The organism is Bradyrhizobium sp. (genome assembly GCF_035273305.1).
GTDB lineage: Bacteria > Pseudomonadota > Alphaproteobacteria > Rhizobiales > Xanthobacteraceae > Bradyrhizobium.
The window spans coordinates 1-24,995 of sequence record NZ_DATEPI010000099.1 but is presented as its reverse complement, the minus strand read 5'-3'; the positions used below and the strand labels follow the sequence as shown (position 1 = coordinate 24,995).

The 24,995-nt window shown below is 60.4% G+C and carries 26 protein-coding genes; 12 read left to right on the top strand and 14 right to left on the bottom strand.

The features are described 5' to 3' along the window. Positions 1 to 644 (top strand): class I SAM-dependent methyltransferase (locus VJV58_RS06300; RefSeq protein ID WP_324136477.1); only part of this gene is annotated, 644 nt, incomplete at its 5' end. An 11-nt stretch (positions 645 to 655) separates the two neighbouring features. On the opposite strand, the gene VJV58_RS06295 is transcribed toward VJV58_RS06300, so the two are convergent. After that, the gene (locus VJV58_RS06295) at positions 656 to 1,519 is read right to left on the bottom strand and encodes a DUF1194 domain-containing protein (protein WP_324136476.1); all 864 of its coding nucleotides are present in this window, start codon (positions 1,517 to 1,519) and stop codon (positions 656 to 658) included. Between the two features lie 209 nt (positions 1,520 to 1,728). Here VJV58_RS06295 and clpS point away from each other — a divergent pair, with 209 nt between their 5' ends. After that, complete coding sequence (clpS, locus tag VJV58_RS06290) at positions 1,729 to 2,034, top strand: ATP-dependent Clp protease adapter ClpS (protein WP_324136475.1); 306 nt, start codon at positions 1,729 to 1,731, stop codon at positions 2,032 to 2,034. Positions 2,035 to 2,054: 20 nt separating this feature from the next. Here the strand turns inward: clpS and VJV58_RS06285 are convergent, their stop codons facing one another. From VJV58_RS06285 to fabI, 4 genes are all read right to left on the bottom strand, one after another. Continuing rightward, positions 2,055 to 3,236: an adenylate/guanylate cyclase domain-containing protein gene (locus tag VJV58_RS06285; RefSeq protein ID WP_324136474.1), complete on the bottom strand. Its 1,182-nt coding sequence runs from the start codon at positions 3,234 to 3,236 to the stop codon at positions 2,055 to 2,057. A gap of 113 nt (positions 3,237 to 3,349) precedes the next feature. Next, positions 3,350 to 4,438, bottom strand: a complete 1,089-nt coding sequence (gene aroC / locus VJV58_RS06280) for a chorismate synthase (protein ID WP_324136473.1) — start codon at positions 4,436 to 4,438, stop codon at positions 3,350 to 3,352. A gap of 140 nt (positions 4,439 to 4,578) precedes the next feature. Then, a complete protein-coding gene (locus VJV58_RS06275) occupies positions 4,579 to 5,178 on the bottom strand; it encodes a histidine phosphatase family protein (protein ID WP_324136478.1) in 600 nt (199 codons plus the stop codon). Positions 5,179 to 5,188: 10 nt separating this feature from the next. Beyond that, positions 5,189 to 6,019 (bottom strand): enoyl-ACP reductase FabI, encoded by an 831-nt coding sequence (fabI, locus tag VJV58_RS06270; protein ID WP_324136472.1) that lies wholly within the window; start codon positions 6,017 to 6,019, stop codon positions 5,189 to 5,191. Between the two features lie 351 nt (positions 6,020 to 6,370). Here fabI and VJV58_RS06265 point away from each other — a divergent pair, with 351 nt between their 5' ends. Both VJV58_RS06265 and VJV58_RS06260 read left to right on the top strand, forming a co-directional pair. Continuing rightward, the gene (locus VJV58_RS06265) at positions 6,371 to 6,859 is read left to right on the top strand and encodes an RNA polymerase sigma factor (protein ID WP_324136471.1); all 489 of its coding nucleotides are present in this window, start codon (positions 6,371 to 6,373) and stop codon (positions 6,857 to 6,859) included. Positions 6,860 to 6,926: 67 nt separating this feature from the next. Continuing rightward, positions 6,927 to 7,697: an anti-sigma factor gene (locus tag VJV58_RS06260; RefSeq protein WP_324136470.1), complete on the top strand. Its 771-nt coding sequence runs from the start codon at positions 6,927 to 6,929 to the stop codon at positions 7,695 to 7,697. Between the two features lie 212 nt (positions 7,698 to 7,909). On the opposite strand, the gene VJV58_RS06255 is transcribed toward VJV58_RS06260, so the two are convergent. Together VJV58_RS06255 and VJV58_RS06250 are read right to left on the bottom strand one after the other, a co-directional pair. Continuing rightward, positions 7,910 to 8,878, bottom strand: coding sequence for a J domain-containing protein (locus VJV58_RS06255; RefSeq protein ID WP_324136469.1), 969 nt, complete (start codon positions 8,876 to 8,878; stop codon positions 7,910 to 7,912). Positions 8,879 to 8,985: 107 nt separating this feature from the next. Then, positions 8,986 to 9,393 (bottom strand): RT0821/Lpp0805 family surface protein, encoded by a 408-nt coding sequence (locus VJV58_RS06250; RefSeq protein WP_324136468.1) that lies wholly within the window; start codon positions 9,391 to 9,393, stop codon positions 8,986 to 8,988. 122 nt (positions 9,394 to 9,515) lie between these two features. Between VJV58_RS06250 and pdxH the strand changes: the two genes are divergently transcribed. Continuing rightward, the gene (gene pdxH, locus VJV58_RS06245) at positions 9,516 to 10,157 is read left to right on the top strand and encodes a pyridoxamine 5'-phosphate oxidase (protein WP_324136467.1); all 642 of its coding nucleotides are present in this window, start codon (positions 9,516 to 9,518) and stop codon (positions 10,155 to 10,157) included. 20 nt (positions 10,158 to 10,177) lie between these two features. Further along, positions 10,178 to 10,933, top strand: a complete 756-nt coding sequence (locus VJV58_RS06240) for an SDR family oxidoreductase (protein WP_324136466.1) — start codon at positions 10,178 to 10,180, stop codon at positions 10,931 to 10,933. A gap of 169 nt (positions 10,934 to 11,102) precedes the next feature. On the opposite strand, the gene VJV58_RS06235 is transcribed toward VJV58_RS06240, so the two are convergent. After that, complete coding sequence (locus VJV58_RS06235) at positions 11,103 to 11,324, bottom strand: hypothetical protein (protein WP_324136465.1); 222 nt, start codon at positions 11,322 to 11,324, stop codon at positions 11,103 to 11,105. Between the two features lie 138 nt (positions 11,325 to 11,462). After that, a complete protein-coding gene (locus VJV58_RS06230; RefSeq protein ID WP_324136464.1) occupies positions 11,463 to 12,443 on the bottom strand; it encodes a magnesium transporter CorA family protein in 981 nt (326 codons plus the stop codon). A gap of 229 nt (positions 12,444 to 12,672) precedes the next feature. Here VJV58_RS06230 and VJV58_RS06225 point away from each other — a divergent pair, with 229 nt between their 5' ends. Further along, a complete protein-coding gene (locus VJV58_RS06225) occupies positions 12,673 to 13,356 on the top strand; it encodes a L,D-transpeptidase (RefSeq protein ID WP_324136463.1) in 684 nt (227 codons plus the stop codon). Between the two features lie 38 nt (positions 13,357 to 13,394). Here the strand turns inward: VJV58_RS06225 and VJV58_RS06220 are convergent, their stop codons facing one another. Continuing rightward, positions 13,395 to 14,489, bottom strand: coding sequence for an extensin family protein (locus tag VJV58_RS06220; protein ID WP_414641422.1), 1,095 nt, complete (start codon positions 14,487 to 14,489; stop codon positions 13,395 to 13,397). Between the two features lie 50 nt (positions 14,490 to 14,539). On the opposite strand from VJV58_RS06220, the gene VJV58_RS06215 reads away from it, so the two are divergent. The 3 genes from VJV58_RS06215 to VJV58_RS06205 all read left to right on the top strand — a co-directional run bounded on the left by VJV58_RS06215 (position 14,540) and on the right by VJV58_RS06205 (position 18,629). Then, positions 14,540 to 16,168 (top strand): fatty-acid--CoA ligase, encoded by a 1,629-nt coding sequence (locus VJV58_RS06215; protein WP_324136461.1) that lies wholly within the window; start codon positions 14,540 to 14,542, stop codon positions 16,166 to 16,168. Positions 16,169 to 16,386: 218 nt separating this feature from the next. Beyond that, positions 16,387 to 17,610 (top strand): ABC transporter substrate-binding protein, encoded by a 1,224-nt coding sequence (locus VJV58_RS06210; RefSeq protein ID WP_324136460.1) that lies wholly within the window; start codon positions 16,387 to 16,389, stop codon positions 17,608 to 17,610. A 176-nt stretch (positions 17,611 to 17,786) separates the two neighbouring features. Then, positions 17,787 to 18,629: a DUF1499 domain-containing protein gene (locus tag VJV58_RS06205; RefSeq protein ID WP_324136459.1), complete on the top strand. Its 843-nt coding sequence runs from the start codon at positions 17,787 to 17,789 to the stop codon at positions 18,627 to 18,629. 62 nt (positions 18,630 to 18,691) lie between these two features. Here VJV58_RS06205 and VJV58_RS06200 read toward each other — a convergent pair whose 3' ends face one another. Further along, a complete protein-coding gene (locus tag VJV58_RS06200; RefSeq protein WP_324136458.1) occupies positions 18,692 to 19,618 on the bottom strand; it encodes an MBL fold metallo-hydrolase in 927 nt (308 codons plus the stop codon). Between the two features lie 286 nt (positions 19,619 to 19,904). Here VJV58_RS06200 and VJV58_RS22370 point away from each other — a divergent pair, with 286 nt between their 5' ends. Next, positions 19,905 to 20,315 carry a GFA family protein gene (locus VJV58_RS22370; protein WP_414641420.1) on the top strand — a complete coding sequence of 137 codons (411 nt, stop codon included), beginning with the start codon at positions 19,905 to 19,907 and terminating at the stop codon, positions 20,313 to 20,315. A gap of 83 nt (positions 20,316 to 20,398) precedes the next feature. On the opposite strand, the gene VJV58_RS06195 is transcribed toward VJV58_RS22370, so the two are convergent. From VJV58_RS06195 to VJV58_RS06185, 3 genes are all read right to left on the bottom strand, one after another. Next, on the bottom strand, positions 20,399 to 21,613 hold the full coding sequence (locus VJV58_RS06195) for an acyl-CoA dehydrogenase (RefSeq protein ID WP_324136457.1): 1,215 nt from the start codon (positions 21,611 to 21,613) through the stop codon (positions 20,399 to 20,401). A gap of 133 nt (positions 21,614 to 21,746) precedes the next feature. Further along, positions 21,747 to 22,823: a 3,4-dihydroxy-2-butanone-4-phosphate synthase gene (gene ribB, locus VJV58_RS06190; RefSeq protein WP_324136456.1), complete on the bottom strand. Its 1,077-nt coding sequence runs from the start codon at positions 22,821 to 22,823 to the stop codon at positions 21,747 to 21,749. Between the two features lie 179 nt (positions 22,824 to 23,002). After that, positions 23,003 to 24,295, bottom strand: a complete 1,293-nt coding sequence (locus tag VJV58_RS06185) for an amidohydrolase/deacetylase family metallohydrolase (RefSeq protein WP_324136455.1) — start codon at positions 24,293 to 24,295, stop codon at positions 23,003 to 23,005. A gap of 184 nt (positions 24,296 to 24,479) precedes the next feature. Here VJV58_RS06185 and VJV58_RS06180 point away from each other — a divergent pair. Then, positions 24,480 to 24,995, top strand: a 516-nt coding sequence (locus VJV58_RS06180) for a serine hydrolase domain-containing protein (RefSeq protein WP_324136454.1), incomplete at its 3' end; no start/stop codon positions are given.

The window sequence follows — 24,995 nt, the reverse complement described above, 5'->3', positions numbered from 1 at the left end:
TGTTCTGCGGCACGGCGCGTTTTTTTCGTACCGGCTACAAGCATCGTCTGGTGCAGGAATGGCTGCCTGCTCTCGATGGCGTCGTCGAAAAGCTGAAGCGCGGCTGTACGGTCGCCGACATCGGCTGCGGTCATGGGGTCTCCACCCTATTGATGGCCGAGGCATTTCCAAATTCGCGCTTCTACGGCTTTGACTATCATCCCGCCTCAATCGAAGCCGCGCGCCTGCACGCAGACCATACCGGAGCTGCGGAGCGCCTGCGCTTCGACGTCCACTCTGCCAAAACCTATCCTGCCGCGGACTATGACCTGATCTGCTTTTTCGACTGCCTGCACGACATGGGTGACCCAGTCGGCGCGATGAAACATGCGCGCGAGAGCATGGCCCCTGACGGCACGATCATGCTGGTTGAGCCGTTCGCTCACGATCGCCTCGAGGACAATCTCAATCCGGTCGGGCGAATTTTCTACGCGGCGTCAACGGTCGTTTGCACGCCCGCTTCGCTTGATCAGGAGGTCGGAATGGCGCTCGGCGCGCAGGCCGGCGAGGCGCGGCTTCGCGAGGTGGCCAGCAAAGGCGGGCTGAACCAGTTCCGCCGCGCAGCCGAGACTCCGTTCAATCTCATCCTGGAGGCGCGGATTTAAGTCGCAACCATTCACCGTCCCCAGCGGTCCTGCCAAATCTTCTCGCCGATCAGGCAGGAGACGCGTGGCTCTTTCGCCGCTACCGGAACGACGCGGCGTTCGGGGGTGCGGCCGGCCACTTCGAGCAGCAGCTTGGCCCGGATCGCCTCCTTGAACTTCTCGCGGTCCTTGATCGTGACCACGAAGGATCCCGGGCCGCCGATCACGCAGTCCTCGTAATACAAATCGAGATTTTCGATATCCATGGTCGAATAGGACGGCTCCTTCACCATGATTGGCAGGCCGTTGATGATAATTCCCTTCTCCAGCGCGGCATCACGTGCGCCAGTGACCGGCGCGCCATTGTTATTCGGCCCGTCGCCGGAGATATCGATCACGCGTCGCAGCCCGTGATACGGATTCTCCTCAAACAGCGGCATCGCGAAATAGATCGCACCCGAAATCGAGGTGCGCGACGCCCGCCGGATCGGCGTCTTCATGATTTCGTTGGCGACGGCATCCGCCGTTTCCGGACCATCGATTAAGCGCCACGGGATGATGACTTTCTGGTCGCTGGATGCGGCCCATTCGAAATAGGTCACCGCAATCTTGCCGTTTGGCAGGCTTTTCAGCGCTTGCAGAAATTCCTTGGAAACGATCGCCTGGGCGTAGCCCTCACGCTGGATCGCCAACTCGTCCATATCCATCGAATAGGAGACATCGACTGCGAGGATCAGTTCGACATCGACGGTGGGCGCGGTTTGATTGTCCGCCGATCGAGGCGTCACTTGCGCCGCAAATGGAGGGCTGGCATTGGGCGCCGCGAAGCTGGCGACATCGCCGCCAAGCATAGCGCCCGCGAAAAGCACCGCACCGATCGAGACACACCAGCGCACAGCGGCCCTCCCATCGAGTGCCGCAATGGTGACACGCAAACACCCAGTGGAAAAGCGGGAACATCGCCTCGCCTCACACATTCCAGTCATGTGAGCCGGCCATGGTTGCGCATTTGCACTCGACCGAGTGAAAAGGCCCGGTTCCGCCATCGTTAATGAGGATGTATTCTGGTTAGCCAATGCTCGTAAGCTCTGGAGGTGCCGCCGGAATGATCGACGCCGTCACCAAGCCGAAGACAAAGGTCAAGACCAAGACCGAACGGCCGCGTCTGCACAAGGTCATTCTCGTCAACGACGACTACACGCCTCGCGAATTCGTCGTCACCGTGCTGAAGGCCGAATTCCGTATGACCGAGGATCAGGCCCACAAGGTCATGATTACAGCACACCGGCGCGGCGTTTGCGTGGTTGCCGTGTTCACAAAGGACGTGGCCGAAACCAAGGCGACGCGCGCTACCGATGCCGGTCGCGCCAAGGGCTACCCGCTGCTGTTCACCACCGAGCCGGAGGAGTAGCAGCGGCTTCGGCGCTGAATCTATTCCGCAAGCTCCTCCCGCAGGCCAAATACTCTCTGCGCTCTGGAGAAGCCGGCGATTGGAAACTCGCCTAGATCCATCCAGTCGTTGGTGCATATGCCGGCGAATCCCGCCGAGGCGACGACCGTGCGCTTGAGGCGGCCGGCGATTTTTTCTAACCGGGCTGCGAGATTGACCGCGGGGCCGATGCAGGTGAAATCGAGCCGGCTACTGCCGCCGATATTGCCGAACAAAATGTCTCCGATATGAAGCGCCACACCGAAGCGAAACCGTTCGACCGCCTCTCCGCTCGGGTAGTGCATGGCATCCACATTAACGCGGGCTTCGCGTGCCGCCTCCAGCACGCGTCCGCAAACTTCCCCGATATTGCCCTTGTCTTTGGCGATCGGGAAAACCGCGAGCAGGCCGTCGCCCATGAACTTCAGGATTTCGCCGCCATGCTTGCGGATGACCGGGACCTGGCAATCGAAATATTGATTCAGGACGTCCACGACGATCTCGGGCGGTAATCGGTCCGACAACGCAGTGAAGCCGCGCAGGTCGGAGAGCCAGATCGCGACCTGCATGGTCTCGGCATGCCCGCGGCGAATCTGGCCGGCAAGAATTCGCTCCCCGGCGCGATTGCCGACGTAGGTATCGAGCAGCGTGGCCGCCGTGCGACGGAGCGCAAAGATTTCGCCGAGCCGGGCAAAAGGAACCATGAGCGTGCGCAACGCATCGAGCTGGCCATCGGTGAATCCGTCAGGATGCCTGGTAGACCAGCTCGTTGCGTGAATCGAACCATCGGTAAAACGGAGCGGTATTGCAATGTAATCGGTGACGCCTTCGGCGCGCATGTCCTCAAGGAGTGGGAAGCGCTTGCTTTCCGGATCGTCAAGGCGATACCTCACTTCGTGTCCACTGGCATAGAGGATGGCGAGCGGATTCCGGGTGAACTCGGGGGATTCCGGCAGATCGAAACTGGCGGTGTTGACGACCACTTCCGCTCCGTCGCGCCAGATGAAGCTGCGGCCGAACACGTCGGGATGCAGCGTCTGCACGAATGCGCCCGCACGCCATAGCGGCACGCCCGCCGCCAAGAGGCGCTCGCAAGTCTCTTTTATCAGTGCCACGGGCGTGGGCGCCGACCGCGCGCCATCGATCAGCCAATCGATGATTTTTTGTAGTTCCGGTGCATTCATAACGCCTGCCTTTGCAGCGCAGCTTTTGGAAACGTCCGGGCTAAGCAAGTTGTCGGATTACGCTGAACGCCAGCCGACTTGCAGAGCCAGCCGGCCTCCCCGATCGAAGCGCGCTACTTGCCCACCTGCCCGCGATGCCTAAGGAAATGATCGGCGAGCACACAGGCCATCATGGCTTCGCCGACCGGCACGGCGCGGATGCCTACACAAGGATCGTGGCGACCTTTGGTGGTGATGTCGGTGTCGACGCCGCTGCGGTTCACGGTGCGGCGAGGTGACAGGATCGAGGATGTCGGCTTGACCGCAAACCGTGCCACCACCGGCTGCCCCGTAGAGATGCCGCCCAAGATACCGCCGGCATGATTGGACATGAAGCTGACGCCTTGATTGCCCATCCGCATCTCGTCGGCGTTTTCCTCGCCGGATAATTCGGCCGCACCGAAACCGGCGCCGATCTCGACACCCTTGACCGCATTGATGCTCATCAGCGCGGCGGCCAGCTCCCCATCGAGCTTCGCATAGATCGGCGCGCCAAGTCCCGCCGGCACGCCCTCCGCGACGATCTCGATCACCGCGCCGATCGAGGATCCGTTTTTCCGGATGCCATCGAGATAGTCTTCAAAAAACGCAGCCTTCCCCTTGTCCGGGCAGAAAAACGGATTGCGTGGGATTTCGTCCCAATCCCATTTTTCGCGATCGATCTTGTGCGGACCCATCTGCACCAGCGCGCCACGCACGCTCACCCCCGGCAAAATCTTGCGGGCGATGGCGCCCGCGGCGACCCGCATGGCAGTCTCGCGTGCGGAGGAGCGTCCTCCGCCTCGGTAATCGCGCAGTCCGTATTTGGCTTCATAAGTGAAATCGGCGTGGCCCGGACGAAACTTGTCGTTGATGTCGGAATAATCCTTTGAGCGCTGATCAGTATTTTGGATCAGCAGCGCGATGGGTGTGCCGGTCGTCACCTGCGCGCCGGTGTCGGGATGCGCCATGACCCCGGACAGAATCTTTACGGCGTCCGATTCCTGACGCTGCGTGGTGAATCGCGACTGCCCGGGTCGGCGGCGATCGAGATCGCCTTGGATGTCCTCTTCGGTCAGCGGCAGAAGCGGCGGACAGCCATCGACCACGCAGCCGATCGCAATCCCATGGCTTTCGCCGAAGGTCGTAACCCGGAACATATGGCCGAAGGTATTGAAGGACATTGCGTCGCGTTCATTGGTCGAAAGTAAGTCGATAGTAAAAGTCGTAACCCGCGGGACTAGGCCGGTCAAACCGCCTGCTCTCATCGACCCATCTTACCCAGCGGACGGAGCCCGGCCCTAAGGTTTGAGCCCAATCCGTCTTAACTATACTTGGACAATCCGTCGTCATTGAACACATAGACCGCGCCTTGTTCGATGGTCAGCTCGGCGGCGCTTTGGGGTGTCTCGATGCCCAGCGCCACCATCAGCGCTCGCCCGGTGCCGCCGTGGGCGACAGCGACGGTGTCGCCCCTCAACTGGCCGTACCAATCGCTTACGCGGGCCTGCACCTGGACATAGCTCTCCCCTCCTGGCGGCGGCACAGTCCATTTCTCGGCCTGACGCCTAACGTAAAGTTCGGGATCCGATATCTCCGTCTCCGCCAGTGTCGCACCTTCCCAGCGACCATAGCCTATCTCACGCAACCGATCGTCGACCTGATATTGCCGAGGCGGAAGCCCCAACGCTACGCGCACCAGCTCCATCGTCGAGCGCGCACGCCCGAGTGGGCTTGCGACAAACTGCAGAGAGGCTTCGCAGCGTCCATCGCGCGCGAACAGATCAGCAAGGATGGAGCCAGCCTGCGCAGCCTGTTTGCGGCCGAGATCATTGAGCGGGATATCCCGCATGCCTTGCAGCTTTCCTTCCGCGTTCCACTCGGTCTCGCCGTGGCGAATGTAATAGATGACGGGCACTGGCAGAGCCTTAAAGCTATTCCTTGCTCAAGGTATTGCTCAGCGAAATATCCGGCGCGTCCGGGCGCTTCATGCCCACGACATGATAGCCGGAGTCCACATGGTGCACCTCGCCGGTGACGCCGCGAGACAGGTCGGACAGCAGATACAACGCGCTGTCGCCGACCTCCTCGATCGTTACGGTGCGGCGCATTGGCGCATTGTATTCGTTCCACTTCAGAATGTATCGGAAGTCGCCAATGCCGGAGGCCGCCAGCGTCTTGATCGGGCCAGCCGAAATCGCGTTCACTCGGATGCTCTTCTCACCGAGGTCCGCGGCGAGATAACGCACGCTTGCCTCCAACGCGGCTTTCGCGACGCCCATCACATTGTAATGCGGCATCCACTTCTCGGCGCCGTAATAGGTCAATGTCACGATCGAGCCACCGTCGGTTAAAAGCTTTTCGGCACGCTGAGCGACCGCCGTCAGCGAGTAGCAGCTGATCAGCATGGTCTTCGAAAAATTATCCGCTGAGGTGTCGAGATAGCGACCGTCGAGTTCATCCTTGTCGGAGAACGCGATCGCGTGCACGACGAAATCGATCTTGCCCCATTTCTGCTTGAGCACATCGAAAACCGCATCGATAGTCGCGGGGTCCGTAACATCGCAATGGCCGAGCAGGATGCCATCAAGTTCTTTCGCCAGCGGCTCGACACGTTTTTTCAGCGCATCACCCTGCCATGTCAACGCGATTTCCGCACCCGCGGCATGGCAGGCCTTGGCGATGCCCCAGGCAATCGAGCGGCTGTTGGCGACGCCGAGGATCACGCCTCGTTTGCCTTTCATCAGACCTGAATTCTGCGCCATCTAGAATTTCCCAATCGAACGTGATCTGAATTTGCGGAGCTGAACTTGCTGCGAGTGTGCGATCCTCGTGGAGGCGTCACCTTGGAGATATGCGATATCGTTAATGTCGGTTTCACTCGTTTTGCTGACGAATTTCATTGCGCTCTGCGCGAACCGAGATCTCCGAACTCGCGATACCGGTCTGGAGGTACACCAGTGCTTCCGGCCGGTACAGCCCAAATCCGTATCTCGAAATGGACCTGTTTGCATCGGCAGCGCCAATCGCCGGAATAACGCTGTTATATTGGTGTTATCTTGGCTAAGGCGTTTGCGGAAATTGGGCGCCCGGACGCGCCAACCGAACGGACGTGAATGACCGCGTTTCGCCAGAGCGTCGAAGCCATGATTCCGGCCTTGCGCCGTTATGCGCGAGCACTGGCGCGCGATGCGGATATTGCTGACGATCTGGTGCAGGACACGCTGGTGCGGGCGTTGCGTTCCGAACGGTTGTTTCTTGGCGGCGATGTCAGGAGCTGGCTTTACACCATCCTGACCAACCTGAACAAAAATCGGCGGCGTTCGCTGGCGAGACGGCCGCAGTTCATGCCGCTGCTCGACAACAACCCCGACGCCAGCGGGACAGAGGCTGAAGGACGCGACATCGCCCGCGCGCTGGCGACACTGGTCGAAGAGCAGCGCTCGGTGCTGCTGTTGGTGATGCTGGAAGGTTTGAGCTATCGCGAAGTTGCCGAGATCCAGGGCGTGCCGATCGGTACGGTGATGTCGCGCCTTGCCCGCGCTCGCGCCCATGTGAAAGCCTCGCTCGACGGCAAGCCCGCTGCGCTCAGGCGGGTGAAATGATGGCAGGCATTGTGCATGTAGATGATGCGACTGTTTTTAATTTTGAGATTAGACAGAGACCACGACCATGACCAACCGCAATATTCCCGTCACCGAAGACGAATTGCACGCTTACGTCGATAACGAGCTGCCTGCGGAACGCCGTGCCGATGTCGAGGCTTGGCTCGCGTCTCGTCCGGATGACGCAGAACGGGTGCGATCATGGCTCGCAATGGCGGACGCGCTGCATGCGCGCTACGATACTGTCGCGGATGAGCCGGTGCCGAGACGGCTTGAGATCGAGCGCCTAGTGCGCCAACCGCGCAAATGGTTCTACGGCGCGGTCGCCGCGACACTCGCAGCGTTCATTGCGGGCGGCGGGTTGGGTTGGCTCGCCCATGGCGCGGCTGCTTCCCCATCGACGTTCCAGAATTTCACCGGCGACGCGTTGGAGGCGCACCGCCTCTACGTGGTCGAGGTGCGCCATCCGGTCGAGGTGCCCGGCAGCGAACGCGCGCATCTGCAGCAATGGCTCACCAAGCGCTGCGGCTGGGACGTCCGCGCGCCGGAGCTGGGTGCCACCGGACTGAAGCTGGTTGGCGGACGGCTATTGCCCGGTCCTACAGGGCCGGCTTCATTCCTGATGTACGAAAGTGCGTCGGGGGAACGCTTCACGGTCTACACCGCACGGGCCAAGACCGAGACCACTCAGATGCGGTACGCGAAGCAGGATGGCGATGGCGCGCTGTTCTGGGCCGATCGCGGGGTGGGTTACGTGGTCAGCGGCAGCACGGACCGCGAGCGTCTGACGCAGGTGGCGCGGCTGGTTTATGATCAGTCCGAAAAGACCGGCGGCTGATCGGAAAGCAATTGTCCCAATTCCGACATTGAAAATCTGGAATTGGAACATCGAGGCGTCTCAAAATCGCACCGGGTGATCACGCGGAATTGTTCCGCGCTCGATCCGCCGATCGACGCAAGCGGCCTCGATGGGGTTTTGTACCGCGCTGGTCCCTCGTCGAGGCCGCCCTTTTTTAGGTCCACAAGGCTTGTCAGTGGCTTAACCGACGGTCAAGTCAGGTCGCTGCGTGGATTGTAGGGGTGTCGGTCGCGCCATTTTTGCATCAACGCTTCGAGTTCCGCGTCGTTCCCGTCGGGCAGCATGATGCGGGTGACGGCAAACAGGTCGCCGGCCGCTCCAGTGGGCTTAGGCAGGCCCTTACCTTTTAGCCGGAAGGTCCGCCCGCTGGACGTGTTTTTCGGGATCGACAACTCGACCGGACCGCCGAGTGTCGGCACGCGAACCTTGCCGCCGAGAACGGCCTCATAAAGCGTGATCGGCAGCTCGAGGCGCAGGTCGCTGCCCTCGACCTTGAAGAAAGGATGGGGCGCAATGTTAACGGTGATCAGGAGATCGCCGGGCCTGTGACCAGGCGCGGTCTCGCCCTGCCCCTTCAACCGGATTTGCTGGCCGGTAATCACGCCAGGCGGAATCTTGACGTTGAGTTCTTTGCCGGTCGGCAGCCGGACGCGCTTTTCCGCGCCCTTCACCGATTCTTCCAGCGATACCGTCATGGCGACATTGACATCGAGATCGACCGCTAGGCCGCCGGTATCGAACTCGAAAGTGGTGCCGCCACCGGGCCGCGCGCCGCCCCGGGCCGCGGCGCCCCCGAACATACTGTTGAGAATGTCCTCGAACCCGCCGCCACCGAAGCCGCCGGGACCAGCGCCACCAGTGCGGAAGGTGTGGGTCTCGAATCCACCAGGGCCGCCGCGCGTTCGCGGATCGCCGCCAGGAAAGCCCTGGAAGCGTGGCTTACCCTCGGCATCGATCTCGCCGCGATCGAACTGCTTGCGCTTTGCCTCGTCGCCGATGATTTCATTGGCGGCGTTCAGCTCGGCAAAACGCGCGGCCGATTTCGGATCGTTCTTGTTGGCGTCGGGGTGATGTTTCTTGGCAAGCTTGCGATAGGCGCTCTTGATCGCCGCGGCGCTGGCGCCCCGCGGCACCCCCAAGACCTCATAGGGGTCGCGCATTCGTCACGTCTCCTTCAGGGAAACCAAATGTTAAGCGAAGGGCTGCCCGCCCACCAAGGTGTCATTTGGGGTCCTCGTGGCATTTTTGCAACGGGGCGGTCCCGAGTTCAGCTTTGTGTCCACGGCTTTAACGTGTGGATTTCCCAACGCCCATGAGCGATCTGGCATGCAGATCCGTGCAGCCAGCTCTCGTTGCGTCCGTTGACGTAGCTCGCCAGGAAATCCCGGCAAGCGCGCCCGTCCCGCAAATAGGCCGAAGCAACCGGGGTTACCGAGCCGCGCGCGCCGGTCTCAGGATTTTCCCACGACTGGCTTGAATCCTTGTCGCCCTTGGTCAGCACATCCGAAGCGGCATTGCGAGCGAAAGCGAGGTCGCTTTCGGTCGGCCCCGGCGCGCCCGCCCGGCCGGGGTCAACCGAGGCGGTCACTTCCCTATCTTCCAGTTTAGCGAAAGCGCTGTTGTTCCTTAACTGACTACAGCCGACTGTCCCCGCGGCGATTAGAATCGCTGTCATTACGGTGCCCGTCCGGCCGATCGCTGATAGGCCAACGCGCCGCCATGTCTTATATAGGGCGAACCTATACAGGGGCGGCAGCGGCTCCTGGACTGCGAGCGAACGCAACTCGGAACTCCGAAATGACCGACACGACCTCCATCAAACACCCGGCCGCGTTAACAGATCGTGATTTCACCGGCGCCGAGGAGCCGTTTGCGCTGTTCGCAGAATGGTTCGCGGAGGCCGTGAAGTCCGAACCGAGCGATCCCAATGCCATGGCGCTGGCCACCGTTGACGCCGATGGGTTGCCCGATCTGAGAATGGTGCTGATGAAGGGCTACGACAGCGAAGGTTTCGTATTCTACAGTCACATCGCGAGCTCCAAGGGCCGCCAGCTCGCCGCCAATCCAAAGGCCGCGTTGCTGTTTCACTGGAAGTCGTTGCGGCGTCAGGTTCGCATTCGCGGCAACGTGTCACCGGTGACCGAGGCCGAGGCAGACGCGTATTTCGCCACCCGGCCGAAGCAGGCCCAGATCGGCGCATGGGCCAGCAAACAATCACAGCCGCTGGAAAGCCGGTTTGCGTTCGAGCAGGCGATTGCCCTGGTCGCCGCCAAGCACATCGTCGGAGAGGTGCCGCGACCTCCCGGCTGGAGCGGCTGGCGCATTGCCCCAGCGCAGTTCGAATTCTGGCACGACCGTCCGTTCCGCTTGCACGACCGGATCGAATTCCGCCGCGAGCGACCCGATCAAGCCTGGTCCAAAACGCGGCTTTATCCCTGATCGAGAGTCTGAAGGACGCCATGCCGACTACGAGCCATAACGGACCGCGGCGTACGCTGCTTCTAACCGGCGCCAGCCGTGGCATCGGTCATGCGACCGTGATCCGTTTTTCCAGTGCCGGCTGGCGCGTCATTACCTGTTCGCGTCATCCGTTCCCCGAAGAGTGCCCGTGGGGCGCCGGACCGGAGGATCACATCCAGGTCGATCTCGCCGATCACGACGATACCACGAGGGCGATTGCCGAGATCCGCGAGCGACTTGACAGCGGGGCACTGCACGCGCTGGTCAATAACGCCGCGATCTCGCCGAAAGCGCAAGGTGGCGGCCGGCTCGGCTCGATCGATACCGACATTGACACCTGGAGCCACGTTTTCCGGGTCAATTTCTTTGCACCGATCATGATGGCGCGCGGGTTGATAGCGGAATTGAAGGCGGCAAAGGGCTCGGTGGTCAACGTCACTTCGATCGCGGGCTCTCGCGTGCATCCATTCGCGGGCGCGGCCTATGCCACCTCGAAAGCCGCGCTGGCGTCGCTGACGCGCGAGATGGCCTCGGATTTCGGCCACATCGGCATTCGCGTCAACTCGATCGCACCAGGCGAAATCGATACCTCGATCCTGTCGCCCGGCACTGAGAAGATTGTCGAACAGCAGATTCCGCTGCACCGGCTCGGCACGCCAGACGAGGTGGCGAAGATCATCTACGTGCTATGCACGGAGACGAGTTCCTATGTGAACGGCGCCGAGATTCACATCAACGGCGGTCAGCACGTCTAAAGAGCGTTTTCGAGCGATGTGGACGCCGGTTCGGGTGAAGAAAACGCCTCGGAAAAGCAAGCCCGAGCCCATCCTGATTCAATCGGAACGGATCAGGCTCCGGCGTACCCATCCAACTTGTTTCATTCGTGCTCGATAGCAGGCGTGAACCATGATCGAACAAGATCGATCAATCCGCGTATAGCTTGCGCGCACCCGCGTGAAATCCCGTTGGCGCGATGTTGAGCGCGCTGGAGCATTCGTCCTCATACTCGCCTTCCGCCAGCGCCGCCCCGCAGTGCCGGCAGAGCCGCGCCGAGATCGCAACCGCGTTGCAGACGGCGGTGCGCTCGGCCTGATAGCGCGCGAAATCGAGCACGTTCGGGAGTGATGTTACGACTTTTTCAACCATTGCGATCCTCGCGCCTATCGCCTGTTATGGCAGAAAGCCGTCGCATAAGCGTTCAGTGCACCCATCAAATTTTACCGGACGAATTGAGGCGATGTTCTTGCTGGGCGGAGCGTCGCGAAAGTCCGCAAAACCTAACATTTAAAGCCACTTCTTCCATTTGAAAAACACGTAGGGTCCGACCGCGGCGAGCAGCATCGCCACCAGCGCGTAAGGATAACCGTGCTGCCATTCGAGCTCAGGCATCACCTTGAAATTCATCCCGTAGATTGAGGCGATCAGGGTTGGCGGCATCAGCACCACCGCCATCACCGAGAACAATTTTATGATGTTGTTTTGCTCGAGATTGACGACGCCGAGCATCGCGTCGAGCACGAAGGTGATCTTGTTGGATAGATAGGACGCGTGATCGGTCAACGAAATCACGTCGCGTTGCATGGTCTTTAGTTGCTCGCGCATGTCCTTGGACCATTTGACCCCATCGACAGCGGCAGCGACGAACGTCACGACGCGCCCGATCGAGACCAGGCTCTCACGCACTTTCGAGGTGAGATCGCCCTTCCGGCCGATAGCGATCAGGATGTCCGAATAGCGTTTGGCGTGGCCGGTGCGCGCGGCACCCGCAGGTTCGAAAATATCATGGCTGATGCTGTCCATGTCGCCGCCGGCGCGCTCCAGGATGTCAGCGTTGCGGTCGATCACCGCGTCCAGCAATTCCATCAGCACCGATTCACCGGTGATGCCGGGCGCGCAGGATCGCCTCAATTTGTTCTCCACCAGCATGAAGGGCTTCGGGTCGTCATAGCGTACTGTCACCAGGCGGTGGCTGGAGAGGATGAAGGTCACCGCGGTGGTGCGCGGATTCTCCGTGTCCGCGGCGCACATCAGGGTGGCGGTCATGTAGCGTGCCCCGTTCTCGATATAGAGCCGGCTGGAGATCTCGATCTCCTGCATGTCCTCTCGGGTCGGCACCGCGATCCCCGCCAACCGCTCCACGGCTTTGTCCTCCGCAGCCGTCGGCTTCACCAGGTCGATCCAGACAGCGCTCTCCGGCAAGCTCGCCAGATCGGGGAGATCGACTTTCTTCAATGAGGCTTCCGAGGGGATGAAGACCGCTAACATGGGGGACTCCAGCAGAGCACGCGCTCTACCCAACAGGACTTAGCTCGATTCTGGCAAGCACACGCAAGCGGCTTGCGGCAAAAATGACACAGGAAGCATCCCGCAACGCGGCAGGACCATCTAAAGTGTAGAATTTTGACCCACTTTGACCATAATGCAATTAATGGAATCGTCGCGTTTTCGACGTAGCGTAGCGCGTGAACGCAAGCTCTTTCGATCGGAAGTGAACATGGCGTCGCTCAGGGTGAAGTTTGGAGTTCTCGCTGCCGGGCTGATGCTATCAGGGTGCATGCAGGCCACCACCTACGAGGCGACCAACACCACGCATTTCAAACCGCGTGATAAGGAGCTGCTGTCGAAAGTCAGCTACGCCAAAGTCGCCGTGCCCGAACCCTTCCGTCGCGCCATTGTCGATTACCACCGCAAGGAAGCGCCTGGCTCGATCGTGGTCGATTCCGACAACCACTATCTTTACTACGTGCTCAACGACGGCAAGGCGATCCGCTACGGCATCACCGTCGGCGAAGAAGCGATGGCGTGGTCGGGCATCGCGAAAGTCGGCAGCAAAACCGAGTGGCCGCCGTGGCATCCGACGCCGGGTGAAATCTCCAGGCTCGGCGTGCCGAAATTCGTGCCGCCCGGGCCGGACAATCCGATGGGCTCGCGCGCGCTCTATCTCTATTCCGGCGGCAAGGACACGCTGTTTCGTATTCACGGCACCAACCAGCCGGAATATATCGGCACCTCGATTTCGTCGGGCTGTATTCGCATGACCAATGAGGACGTGATCGACCTCTACGAACGCGTTGGTCTCGGCACCGTCGTCGTGGTGCTGGAGCCGAAGCACGGCGACTCGCCATTCAATTCGCAGATGGCGCTGCAAGGCGGTTACGGCGGACCTATCATGCAGTAACCGCGCCCACGTAGTACGATTTCGAAAAAGCGCCGGTTCTACCGGCGCTTTTTTGCTGAACGGATGCTTTGACCGGCCGATTCTTTGGCTGGGGATTTCGAGGCGGCGGGCTGATCGGCTTCCGTCGTCGGTTCGCCTTCATGCTGCTCATCATCGGCAATAGTCTCACGCGGCGGGGCGTCGTCGGGCCGCGCCGCCGGCATCAACGGCGCAATCCTGGGCAGCGGGTCCCAGACGTCCCATTGGCATATCTTGTAATTGTTCCGTCGCTCCATCAGGTCGAGATGAATGTGGTCCTCGTGGTACCAATCCGAACCTGGTCCCAGCACCGTGGAAAACCGCGCGCATACTGTATGCAGCACTGTTTCACGAAGCTCACGCGGTACCGTTCGGTCCGTTAGCGCGATCGACTGACCATTGGCGAAGTTGAGGGATCGAACGTCGAGCGCATTGGCACGGGCATGTTCGGAAAGCTGAGCGGCAGCAACGCGATTGCGGCCGCGGCACTCAAACGAGTCGAAGTTGTCGAGTTCGCTGACAGAAGTGCCGAGATTGCTCGCCAACGCCGTGATGTCGGTACGAATCCAGTCCGCGATCGCGGATGCCATTGTGCAGCGGAGAATGGCCGCCGGCTTTAACGACACCCGACGCTTGTCTGGCAACACCACCGCCTCGAGCCGGACCAGATCCTCGCCACCGCAACCGCCGGGGCCGTGAATATCCGGGATGCTCGGCGCGATCGCAATCTCATCGGTGAGGGCTTGCCGGCACGGTGACGGTGCCGGAGGGGCCGGCGCGGCCTGCTCGGCGGCCTTCTCGCCCTCCTGGTCGGTCGAATTTTTTGGCTCGGTAGCCTGCTCGTGCGCCTTGGCGGGGGCCTCCGGTGGCCGCGGCCTGGGCAGCGGTACAGATCGGGGGGCAACGATCTCGCCTCGGGCTGACCGCCTCGCGCCGTCCTGCGCCTCCCCAGCCCTCTCCCGCGACCCGGCTCCGTGGCTCCGCGGGGACGCAAGGGCTTCGGTTTGCAGGCCCACCACCAGCAGTAACGCGCCTGCGAGAGCCATTGCGGTTTCGCCGCAGGCCAACCCACCACAAGCCCATTTGCGGCTTGCTTTCCTCGCGTTAAACTTGATGGTCATCCCAATACCCGCGACAAAGAATTAGACACTGGAGGAACGACCGTATGCTTGGATTGATGCAAGACTGGCCTTTGCTGTGTCACCGGATCATCGAACACGCCGCAGCAATCCATGGCACCCAAGAGGTCGTTACGCGATCGGTCGAAGGACCCATCCATCGCACCAACTATGCCGAAATTCACAAGCGGGCGCTGAAAGTTTCGCAGCGACTGGATCGAGACGGCATCAAGCTCGGCGACCGCGTGGCGACCATCGCCTGGAACACATGGCGCCATCTCGAAGCCTGGTACGGCATCATGGGGATTGGAGCCATCTGCCATACCATCAATCCACGGCTGTTTCCGGACCAGATCGCCTGGATCATCAACCACGCTCAAGACCGGGTGGTGATGCTGGATACCACTTTCGTGCCGATCGTTGAAAAAATTGCCGACAAGCTGCCGAGCGTGGAGCGCTACATCGTGCTCACCGACAAGGCGCACATGCCGCAGACCACATTGAAGAATGCGGTCGCCTACGAGGACTGGATCGCCGAAGCCGACGGGGACTTCAAGTGGAAGACTTTTGACGAAAATACCGCCGCCGCGATGTGTTACACGTCCGGCACGACCGGGGATCCCAAGGGCGTCTTGTACTCGCATCGATCCAACGTGCTGCACGCGCTGATGGCCAATACCGGGGACTCGCTCGGCGCCAATGCGGCCGATACGATGCTTCCGGTGGTCCCGCTGTTCCATGCCAACAGTTGGGGAATTGCATTTTCCGCGCCTTCGATGGGCACAAAGCTGGTACTTCCCGGCGCGAAACTGGACGGCGCATCGGTTTACGAACTGCTCGACACCGAGAAGGTGACTCACACCGCAGGCGTACCAACCGTGTGGCTGATGTTGCTCAATCACATGGCGGCCAGCAAACTCAAACTGCCGCATCTAAGGATGGTGGTGTGTGGCGGCTCGGCGATGCCGCGCTCGATGATCAAGGCGTTCGTCGATATGGGCGTGAAGGTGCGGCACGCCTGGGGCATGACCGAAATGAGCCCGATCGGCACGCTCGCGGCGCTGAAGCCGCCATTCGCCGAACTCGATGGCGAGGCCCGGCTCGACATCCTGCAGACCCAGGGCTATCCGCCGTTCGGCGTCCAGATGAAGATCACTGATGACGCCGGCAAGGAACTGCCGTGGGATGGCAAGACCTTCGGCCGTCTGCAGGTGCGCGGCCCGGCCGTATCAAAGGCTTACTTCCGCGTCGACAGCAAGATCCTCGACGACGAAGGCTATTTCGACACCGGTGACGTCGCAACGATCGACCAGTACGGATACATGCGCATCACCGACCGATCCAAAGACGTGATCAAATCCGGCGGCGAATGGATATCGTCGATCGATCTGGAGAATCTGGCTGTCGGCCATCCCGCTGTAGCCGAGGCCGCTGTGATCGGTGTCTACCATCCAAAATGGGACGAGCGTCCGCTGTTGATTGTGCAGCTCAAGGCCGGCGCAACGGCGACGCGCGAGGACATCCTGAAATTCATGGATGGCAAGATCGCCAAGTGGTGGATGCCTGATGATGTCGTGTTCATCGAGGCCATTCCCCACACCGCGACCGGAAAGATCCTCAAGACCGCGCTCCGGGAGCAGTTCAAGAGCTATCGGTTCCCGAACGCCGCGGCCTAGAGCAAGCCCCGGTTCCCTTTTCCTGCATGTCTTCCCTCGATTTTGGAAGAACCTTCACGCGCGCCGATCTGGCGCGCGATAGCCGTCGCGCGATCCCTGGAAAGCGACAATTTACATCATTTTTGCGGATGCCGACGAAAGGCGAATTGGACCGGACAAGGCGACTTCATAATTAGGTCCTGCCTGCGAACCAAACCAAATAAGAGGGAATGCTCAAGATGATCAACTCAGTTCGAATTAGAACCATCCCATGGTTGCTGGCTGCGGCCACCTTCACGGCGACGGCAGCCCACGCTGCGGGAAATAAAGTGGTGATCGGCGACATTGATGACATGTCCGGCGTGTACGCCGATGTCATCGGACCGGGCGGCGTCGAGGCCGCCAAGATGGCGATTGAGGATTTCGGAGGCAGCGTTCTCGGCAACAAGATCGAATTGCTGACTTCCGATCACCAGAACAAGCCGGACCTCGGTGCCCAAAAGTTTCGCGAATGGGCAGACCGCGATGGACTGACGATGGTACTGGGCGGTTCGAACACCGGGGTCAGCATCGCGATGTCGACGATCGCCAAGGAGAAGAAGATCCCCTTCTTCGCGGTCGGAGCTGCCGGGGCGTCGCTGACGGGTAAGGACTGCACTCCTTACAGCGTACACTACGCCTATGATACCACGTCGCTCGGCAACGGCACCGCGACCACAATGGTGAAACAGGGCGGGAAGACCTGGTTCTTCCTCACCGCCGACTATGCCTTCGGCACGCAATTGCAGGAAGCGGCAGCGAAGGTGGTGGAAGCCAATGGCGGCAAGGTGCTCGGAGCCGTGCGCGTTCCGCTTTCGACTTCCGATTTCTCCAGCTACCTGCTTCAGGCACAAAATTCGGGTGCGCAGGTGCTGGGGCTCGCCAATGCCGGAAACGATTTCACCAACTCGATCAAGGCCGCCGACGAGTTCGGCATCGCCAAGACCATGAAGCCCGCGGCGCTGCTCGCCTTCATAAGCGACATCCACAGCTTGGGGCTCAAGACCGCGCAGGGGTTGTATCTCACCACCGGCTGGTACTGGGATCTGAACGACAAGACCCGCGCTTTCGCGAAACGGTATTTCGCGAAAACGCAGCATGAGCCGACGATGAATCAGGCGGCCTATTATTCGGCCACCATGACCTATCTCAACGCGGTCAAAGCGGCGAACAGCACCGACGCCGATAAGGTGATGGCGGAACTGCACAAGGTGAAGATCGATGACATGTTCACCAGCAACGGCAAGATCCGTCCTGACGGGCTGATGGAACACGAAATGTATATCATGCAGGTGAAGAAGCCGGAGGAATCCAAGTATCCGTGGGATTACTACAAACTGGTGCAGACCATGTCCGGCGACGAAGCGTTCGGAAAACTCTCTGACTCGTCCTGCCCGCTCGCTAAGAATCCGGCGACACATTAACCGGCATGCTCCGCGTGCCCTGTCTCGGCAGGGCCGCCTTCCGGGCGCACCATGAGAATGCAAGCGCATTTTCCGGGATAAACCGCTTCACACTTTGCCGGTAAATGCGCTAGGTCACCTCCGCGCCCGGTTGTCTGCCGGACCGGTGCGACGACCAGGCATATTGGAATTCAAGGATGGCCCGCAGGTTCTCTGCTCCGTATCAGTCGGAGCCCGTGTCCGGCCTCGCATCGTGGGCACGCAACCTCGCGGTATTCTCGGTCGTCGCGGTGCTGGTTTCGATCTTGATCGTCCGATTTGGCTTTCTCGAAATCAAACCGGCGCTGGCCACCTTCTTCGGCGCGCTGGCATGCGCAGGCGTCTCGATCCTGTTCGGATTGGCCGCCTTCGTTGCGATCTGGCAAAACGGTTCGCGCGGCATGAGCCGCATCCTGCTCGCGTTTCTGATTGACGCGGTGGTCCTGGCCTACCCGGCCTATCTTGGTCTGCAGTACCGGAAGCTCCCGGCGATCCACGACATCACCACCGATCCCATCGATCCGCCGCGCTTCGACGCGCTCGCGCGGCTGCGTACTGGCGAGGGCACCAACCCGGCCGTCTATGCCGGATTGTATTCCGCCGAACAGCAGCGGACGGCTTATCCTGACATCGAAACGCTGGAATTGGAAATTCCCGTGCAGCGGGCTTACGAGGTGACGCTGCAGTTAGTCACCAAGCGCAAATGGCTGATCATTGACGAGCGCCCTCCGCAACTGCCACGCCGCATCGGCCACATCGAGGCGGTGGCGCGGACACCGATCATGGGATTCCGCGAGGACGTTTCGATCCGCGTCGTGCCGGACGGGGATGGATCGCGTGTCGATATTCGATCAGCCTCACGTTATTTCGAAAGCGATCTCGGCAGCAATGCCGCGCGTGTCAGCAAACTGATTGACGACATCAGCACCGCCGCCGACAGCGCCAACCTAAAAAAACCGCAGCCGCCTCCCAAGTTGCCGCCCAAGATCGTGAAGAAGTAGCACGTGGGACGGGCCACGAAACGCGAGCGCGCCGACGCTTCCCCTGATTTTCGATTGGCTGATTATTTGGTATCGGCCAATCGATAAGTCCCGCCGATTACCGGATCACCATCGGTTGCGACGATGCCGCGGCTGACGAGATCTTCCAGATGCGCCAGCACCGAATAGCCCGCGGCTCCCGATAGCCGCGGGTCGATTCCGATATAGATCGCACGCACGATGGTGGGAATATCGGCTTCACCCTTGCCTAGTCGATGCAGAATCGAAGCTTCACGGGCCCGGCGGTGACGGATCAGGAAATTGACATAACGGGGACCTTGCTGGACCTCAGGTCCGTGGCCGGAGAAATACAATTGCTCACTGCGCTTCGTCAGTTTGTCGAGCGAGGCCATGTAGTCGACCATCGATCCGTCCGGAGGCGCCACGATCGATGTCGACCAGCCCATCACGTGATCGCCGACGAAAATCAAGTTCCGATCCCGCCATGCGAACGCCAAATGGTTGGCGGTGTGGCCCGGGGTAGCGAGGACCTCGAGCGACCAATCTCCACCTTCAATCAGTTCTGCGTCCGGCAGCCGAATGTCGGGGTTGAACTCGCGATCCGCGCCAGATTCCGACGAGAGTTTTTCGCTTTCATATCGCGGACGCGAGACGCGATGCGGACCTTCGGCATAAACAGTTGCGCCGGTCGCAGCCTTGATCCGCGACGTGTTGGGTGAGTGGTCGCGGTGCGTGTGAGTGACCAGAATATGCGTCACCGTCTCGCCGCGCACGGCGTCGAGCAGCGCTGCCGCGTGTGCCTCATTGTCAGGACCGGGATCAAGGATCGCCACCTTGCCCCGACCGATAATATAACTCACCGTGCCCGTGAAGGTGAAAGGGCTGGGATTATTGCAGAGAACCCGCCGCACGCCTGGAACGACTTCGTCCACCACGCCGGGCTTGAGCGGAAAATCGCGATTGAACGGTATCTCGTCGCTTTCTGACATCGGGGCACTCAAATGCATATACGTTCGTCATGCCCTGCCTTGTGCAGGGTGGCCACGCTGTACAGTCGATAACATTCGGCGACGCAAGCCGCAATTTTCCTGGCTCCGGCACGCAAATCGCAAGACTGCCTGATAAAAGAGATTGCTCACTGTTGGCGTACGTTGAAAAGCGCGTGCTATCGTACTCATCACTCTGTCGTATCCAAGTCGAGGATGGCTCGTTTTCTTGCGTGTCCAGGCGCGAGCGGAAACGGGATCGGATCACCAGTCAGAGGAGACAACGAATATGCCGAGAACCGCCAAGTGCCTGTGTGGCGAGTTCAGTGTCACTGTCTCTGCTGAGCCGATGATGGTCAACGCGTGCCATTGTCGAGACTGTCAGCGTCGGTCAGGCGTGCCATGGACCAACAACGCGTATTTTCCGAGGGAAACCGTCCGCCTGAACGGTCCTAATAAAATCTATACCCGGACGAGTAACGCCGGAACTCGTATCAACCACCATTTCTGCCCGACCTGTGGAGTAACCGTTTGTTTCACCCGAGAAACCGGCTCTACACGATTTGGGATCCCGGTTGGGACGTTTAACGATCCAGCCTTCCCAGCCCCGTCAGCATCTTTTTGGGAAGAAGCACGATACGAGTGGTCACCTCGCATGGAAAATGTGGATCACTGGGACACGCAACCGCCTGCTCGCTGAAGCCCTTCTTGCGGCGACACAGCCGGGACGAGCCATGGCCCAATTTGAATGATGCCCGGCTCACATGGTCGTGCGATTGCGCATTACGAAAAGGCCTGAATTCCAGTAATGGCGCGGCCGAGGATCAATGCATGGACGTCGTGGGTGCCTTCATAGGTGTTCACGGTCTCAAGGTTCGCGGTGTGGCGCATCACATGATATTCGATCTGGATGCCGTTGCCGCCGTGCATGTCCCGGGCGGTGCGTGCGATGTCCAGCGCCTTGCCACAGTTGTTGCGCTTCACGATGGAAATCATCTCCGGGGCCATCTTGCCTTCGTCCATCAGGCGGCCGACCCGGAGCGAGGCCTGCAGGCCCAGTGCGATATCGGTCTGCATGTCCGCGAGTTTCTTCTGCACCAGCTGCGTCGCCGCCAATGGCCGCTTGAACTGCTTGCGATCAAGCGTGTACTGGCGTGCGCGATGCATGCAGTCTTCCGCCGCACCCATCGCGCCCCAGGAGATCCCGTAACGGGCGCGGTTGAGGCAACCGAATGGCCCCTTCAGGCCGGACACGTTGGGCAAAAGCGCACTCTCCGGTACCTCCACGCCGTCCATGACCACCTCGCCGGTCACGGAGGCGCGAAGCGAAAGCTTTCCACCTATTTTCGGCGCGGAAAGACCCTTCATGCCCTTCTCGAGGATGAAGCCGCGGATGTGATTGTTGTGCTCAACCGATTTGGCCCACACCACAAAGACGTCGGCGATCGGCGCGTTGGAAATCCACATTTTGGTGCCGGTCAGGCGATAGCCGTCGGAAGTCTTCTCTGCGCGGGTCTTCATGCCGCCTGGATCGGACCCGGCATCGGGCTCGGTCAGGCCGAAGCATCCGACCCACTCGCCGGTGGCGAGCTTCGGCAGGTATTTCTTGCGCTGGTTCTCGTCGCCATAGGCATAGATCGGGTGCATCACGAGCGATGATTGCACTGAATTCATCGAACGATATCCGGAATCGACGCGTTCGATCTCCCGAGCGACCAGGCCATAGGCGACGTAGCTGGCGTTGGCGCAACCATATTCCTCAGGCAAGGTAATGCCGATCAGACCTAGCTCGCCCATCTCATGGAAGATGTCCCGATCGACCTTTTCTTCCAGATAGGCCTTGGTCACTCGAGGCAACAACTTATCCTGCGCATAGGCCCGGGCCGTATCGCGGATCATGCGCTCGTCTTCGGTCAGTTGCTCATCGAGCATGAACGGATCGTCCCATTGGAAATCCACCGGGGATGGCTTGTCCTTGGGCTGGAGTCGCACGCTCATGGAAAATCCTTTCGCATCACTCGATTTATTTTAGAACGCGACGGAGCGAAGCGCAAATGGATTGGGCAATCCTCGTTTCAGACATTCGGGATGCGAGGCTCGAACCTGGAATGGCCTATCGAGGCTTTGACTTCTAAGTATCAAGCTGTTCGGTGGAGACGATCTCGATGCCGAACCCCGACAGTCCCTTGTAGTCGTGTACCGATGAAGTCAGATTGCGGATCGAGGTCACGCCGAGATCTCTTAGAATTTGCGCACCGACCCCGACTTCGCGCCATTGCCGATTGCGATCGGCCTCCGCCGACTTCTCTTCCGGAAGTGGAGCGACCGGAACGCCGGCCGCGCCATCGCGTAAGTAGATCAACACGCCGCTGCCGGCCTTTTTGAAACGTTCAAGCACGGCTTGCATGCGCTTCGGTCCGGTGAAGATGTCCTTCACGATGTTGGGCTTGTGAAACCGGGTCAGCACATTCTTGCCGTCACCGATGCCATTATAGACGAAAGCCACGTGCGCGATGGAATCGAACGGTGAGCGATAAGCAAAGCCCTGCAGCGGGCCGATAGGACTCTCGGTGGTGAATGTCGATACCCGCTCAATCAGCTTCTCGCGCGCTTGGCGATAGGCAATCATATCGGCGATAGTGACATGCTTGAGTTTGTGAGCAGCGGCGAACCGCGCCACCTGCTCGCCCTTCATAACCGTGCCGTCGTCATTCATCAATTCGCTGATCACCCCAACTGCCGGCAGCCCGCTCAGCTTGCAGAGATCTACCGCCGCCTCCGTATGGCCGGAGCGCAGCAGCACGCCGCCGTCACGCGCGATCAGCGGAAATACGTGACCGGGCCGGGCAAAATCGTTGGCGCCTACGTTCGGATTGGCCAGCGCGCGGCAGCAGGAGGCGCGTTCATCTGCCGATATTCCTGTGCCCCCATCGGGCTTGTAGTCGATGGAAACGGTGAAGGCGGTCGTGTGACTGGATTCGTTGTGAGCGACCATTGGATCCAGCCGCAGCCGGCGGGCATCTTCGGTCGTAATCGGCGCGCATACGATGCCCGAGCTGTGACGGATGATAAACGCCATCTTTTCAGCGGTGCAAAGTGAAGCCGCCACGATCAGGTCACCCTCGCCTTCGCGATCATCGTCATCCGTGACGACGACGAGTTCGCCGTGAGCAAAGGCCTGCAAAACTTCCTGTATTGGGTCGGCCATCTTAGTAACTCGTTTTTTGCGAAGGAACCATTAGCCGGACTCCCCGGCCCGCGCCAGCTTGATTGCAACGCCTAGAGCCCGCCACGGCAGCGATGCCGATGGCCGGAAATACGGCCCGGCGGCGGCAGCTGTATCGCTGAGATAATAAGCGATACGCGCGTGCATCAGAAATGATCTGGCTATTTTACCGCGAACGGCGATTGATAGGGCCGTCCGAACGGCACACCATTGATCACGGTCTGGATCGGCTTCAGATAGGCCTTGCCGTCCCGCTTGTTGTTGCGGGTATCGACGAAAGAGACCGGCCCTTCCACCAGTTCCATGATCGCGACGTCGCCGGGCGCGCCGACTTGTAACGTGCCGATGTTGGGTGCGCGATTGATGATCTTCGCCGGCGCGATGGTCGTCATCCTCACCACGTCTTCCAGGGAAAAACCCATCGCCATGAACTTGCTCATCACGTTGGGCAGGAATGGCATGCCTGGGGAATTTCCGGAAAACACATGTATGTCGGACGAGATCGTGTCGGGTCTGCAGCCTGCCGGTATTGCCACCTCTGCCACGGTGAAATCGAAGCTGCCGCCGCCATGTCCCACGTCGAAAATCACCCCGCGCTGCTTGGCGGCGAGCGCCGCCGGCAGCAAGCTACCGCCCTGCACTATGTTGGTGAAAACGCCGCTCATGTTCGGCGCGCCGGAATAGGCATGGGTCAGCACGTCGCCCGGCCGAAGCAGATCGAGGATCTGCGACATCAACTCGCCTGTCTCGACGCCGCCGATATGGACCATCATCCTGGCTGGCCAACCGCACATCTCGCAGGCCTTGATGCCGCGCTTCAGCGGCTCGAGGCCATGTTTAAAGATCACGTTCTCCGACATCCGCACCTTCACCCCAATAAGGAAATCGGGATTTTCGGCCAGAGCCATGGCGCAGGCCTCCATCTGCGCGTTATCGATGTTGTAAAGCTCAGCAACCGGGAAAGCTGATAATCCATTGTTGGCGATGTGCACGAACGCATAAATCCGTGCCCGCGACTGCGCCACGATGTAGCGGCGCAGCGCCGCGAGATTGTTGACGCCGGCATCGCCCGCCGAAACCACGGTCGTGGTGCCCTGGAATTGCACGAGCTCATCGGCGGGGATGCCGATTGCCGAGCCATAGGGGTAGACGTGGCAGTGCAAGTCGATCAGCCCGGGCGTCACCAGCTTGCCGGCGGCATCGATGGTTTTCAATGCGCGTGCTGCGGGAATTTCTGCTTCCACGGCCTCGACAACGCCCCAGCGGATGCCGATGTCGCGCTTGCCGCGTAACGATTGGCTCGGGTCCAGGACCTCGCCGCCCTTGATCACAAGGTCGAATTTGTCGGCTGGTCCCATCGCCGCCTTGACGGGCGATGAAAGCGCTTGCCCCATCACACCGGCGGCGGCCGATCCCGTAAACTTCAAAAATTTGCGGCGTGACAATGCGGACATGATGAGGCTCCCCCTGGTCAATCTTTTCTTTGATGATGCGCCGCCAGCAGTCTTTGTGCAACCCGCCGCGAAACGACTTCGGTCCCGCTGCAGGGCAGTCCCGACCCAAACGCTGCTGGCTCGTGCTGGCACGTTATCTTAGTCTCGCCTTATCGGGGCCGAAGAGCCCGAAGGGGAGATTTCCATGGCTACTACCAAAATACTCGCGACGACGGTTTGCATGCTCGCCTCGGGCGCCGCTTTGGCCGATGACCCCCTGCCGCGCGGCAAGCCTGAAGAGGTCGGCCTCTCGAGCGAACGGCTGGCCCGGATCAGCACGGTGCTCAAAGCCGATATCGAGGCGGGCCGCATACCCGGCGCGGTGATCGCGATCGCACGGCGCGGCAAACTGGTGGCGCTGGATGCCTATGGCTGGCGCGACAAGGCAGGGGGAGTCGCGATGACGACGGACACGATTTTCAATATTGCGTCGATGACCAAGCCGATGACCACGGTAGGCGCGCTGATGCTTTATGAGCAGGGCAAGATCCTGATTGACGATGCCTTGAGCAAATACTTCCCCAAATTTGCCAACATGCGCGTCGCCGCGCGCGAGGCCGGCGAACCCACCGCCGAAACGGTGCCGGCCAATCGTCAAATCACGATTCAGGATCTGATGCGCCACACGTCCGGCCTGATCTACGGCGGTCGCGGCACCAGC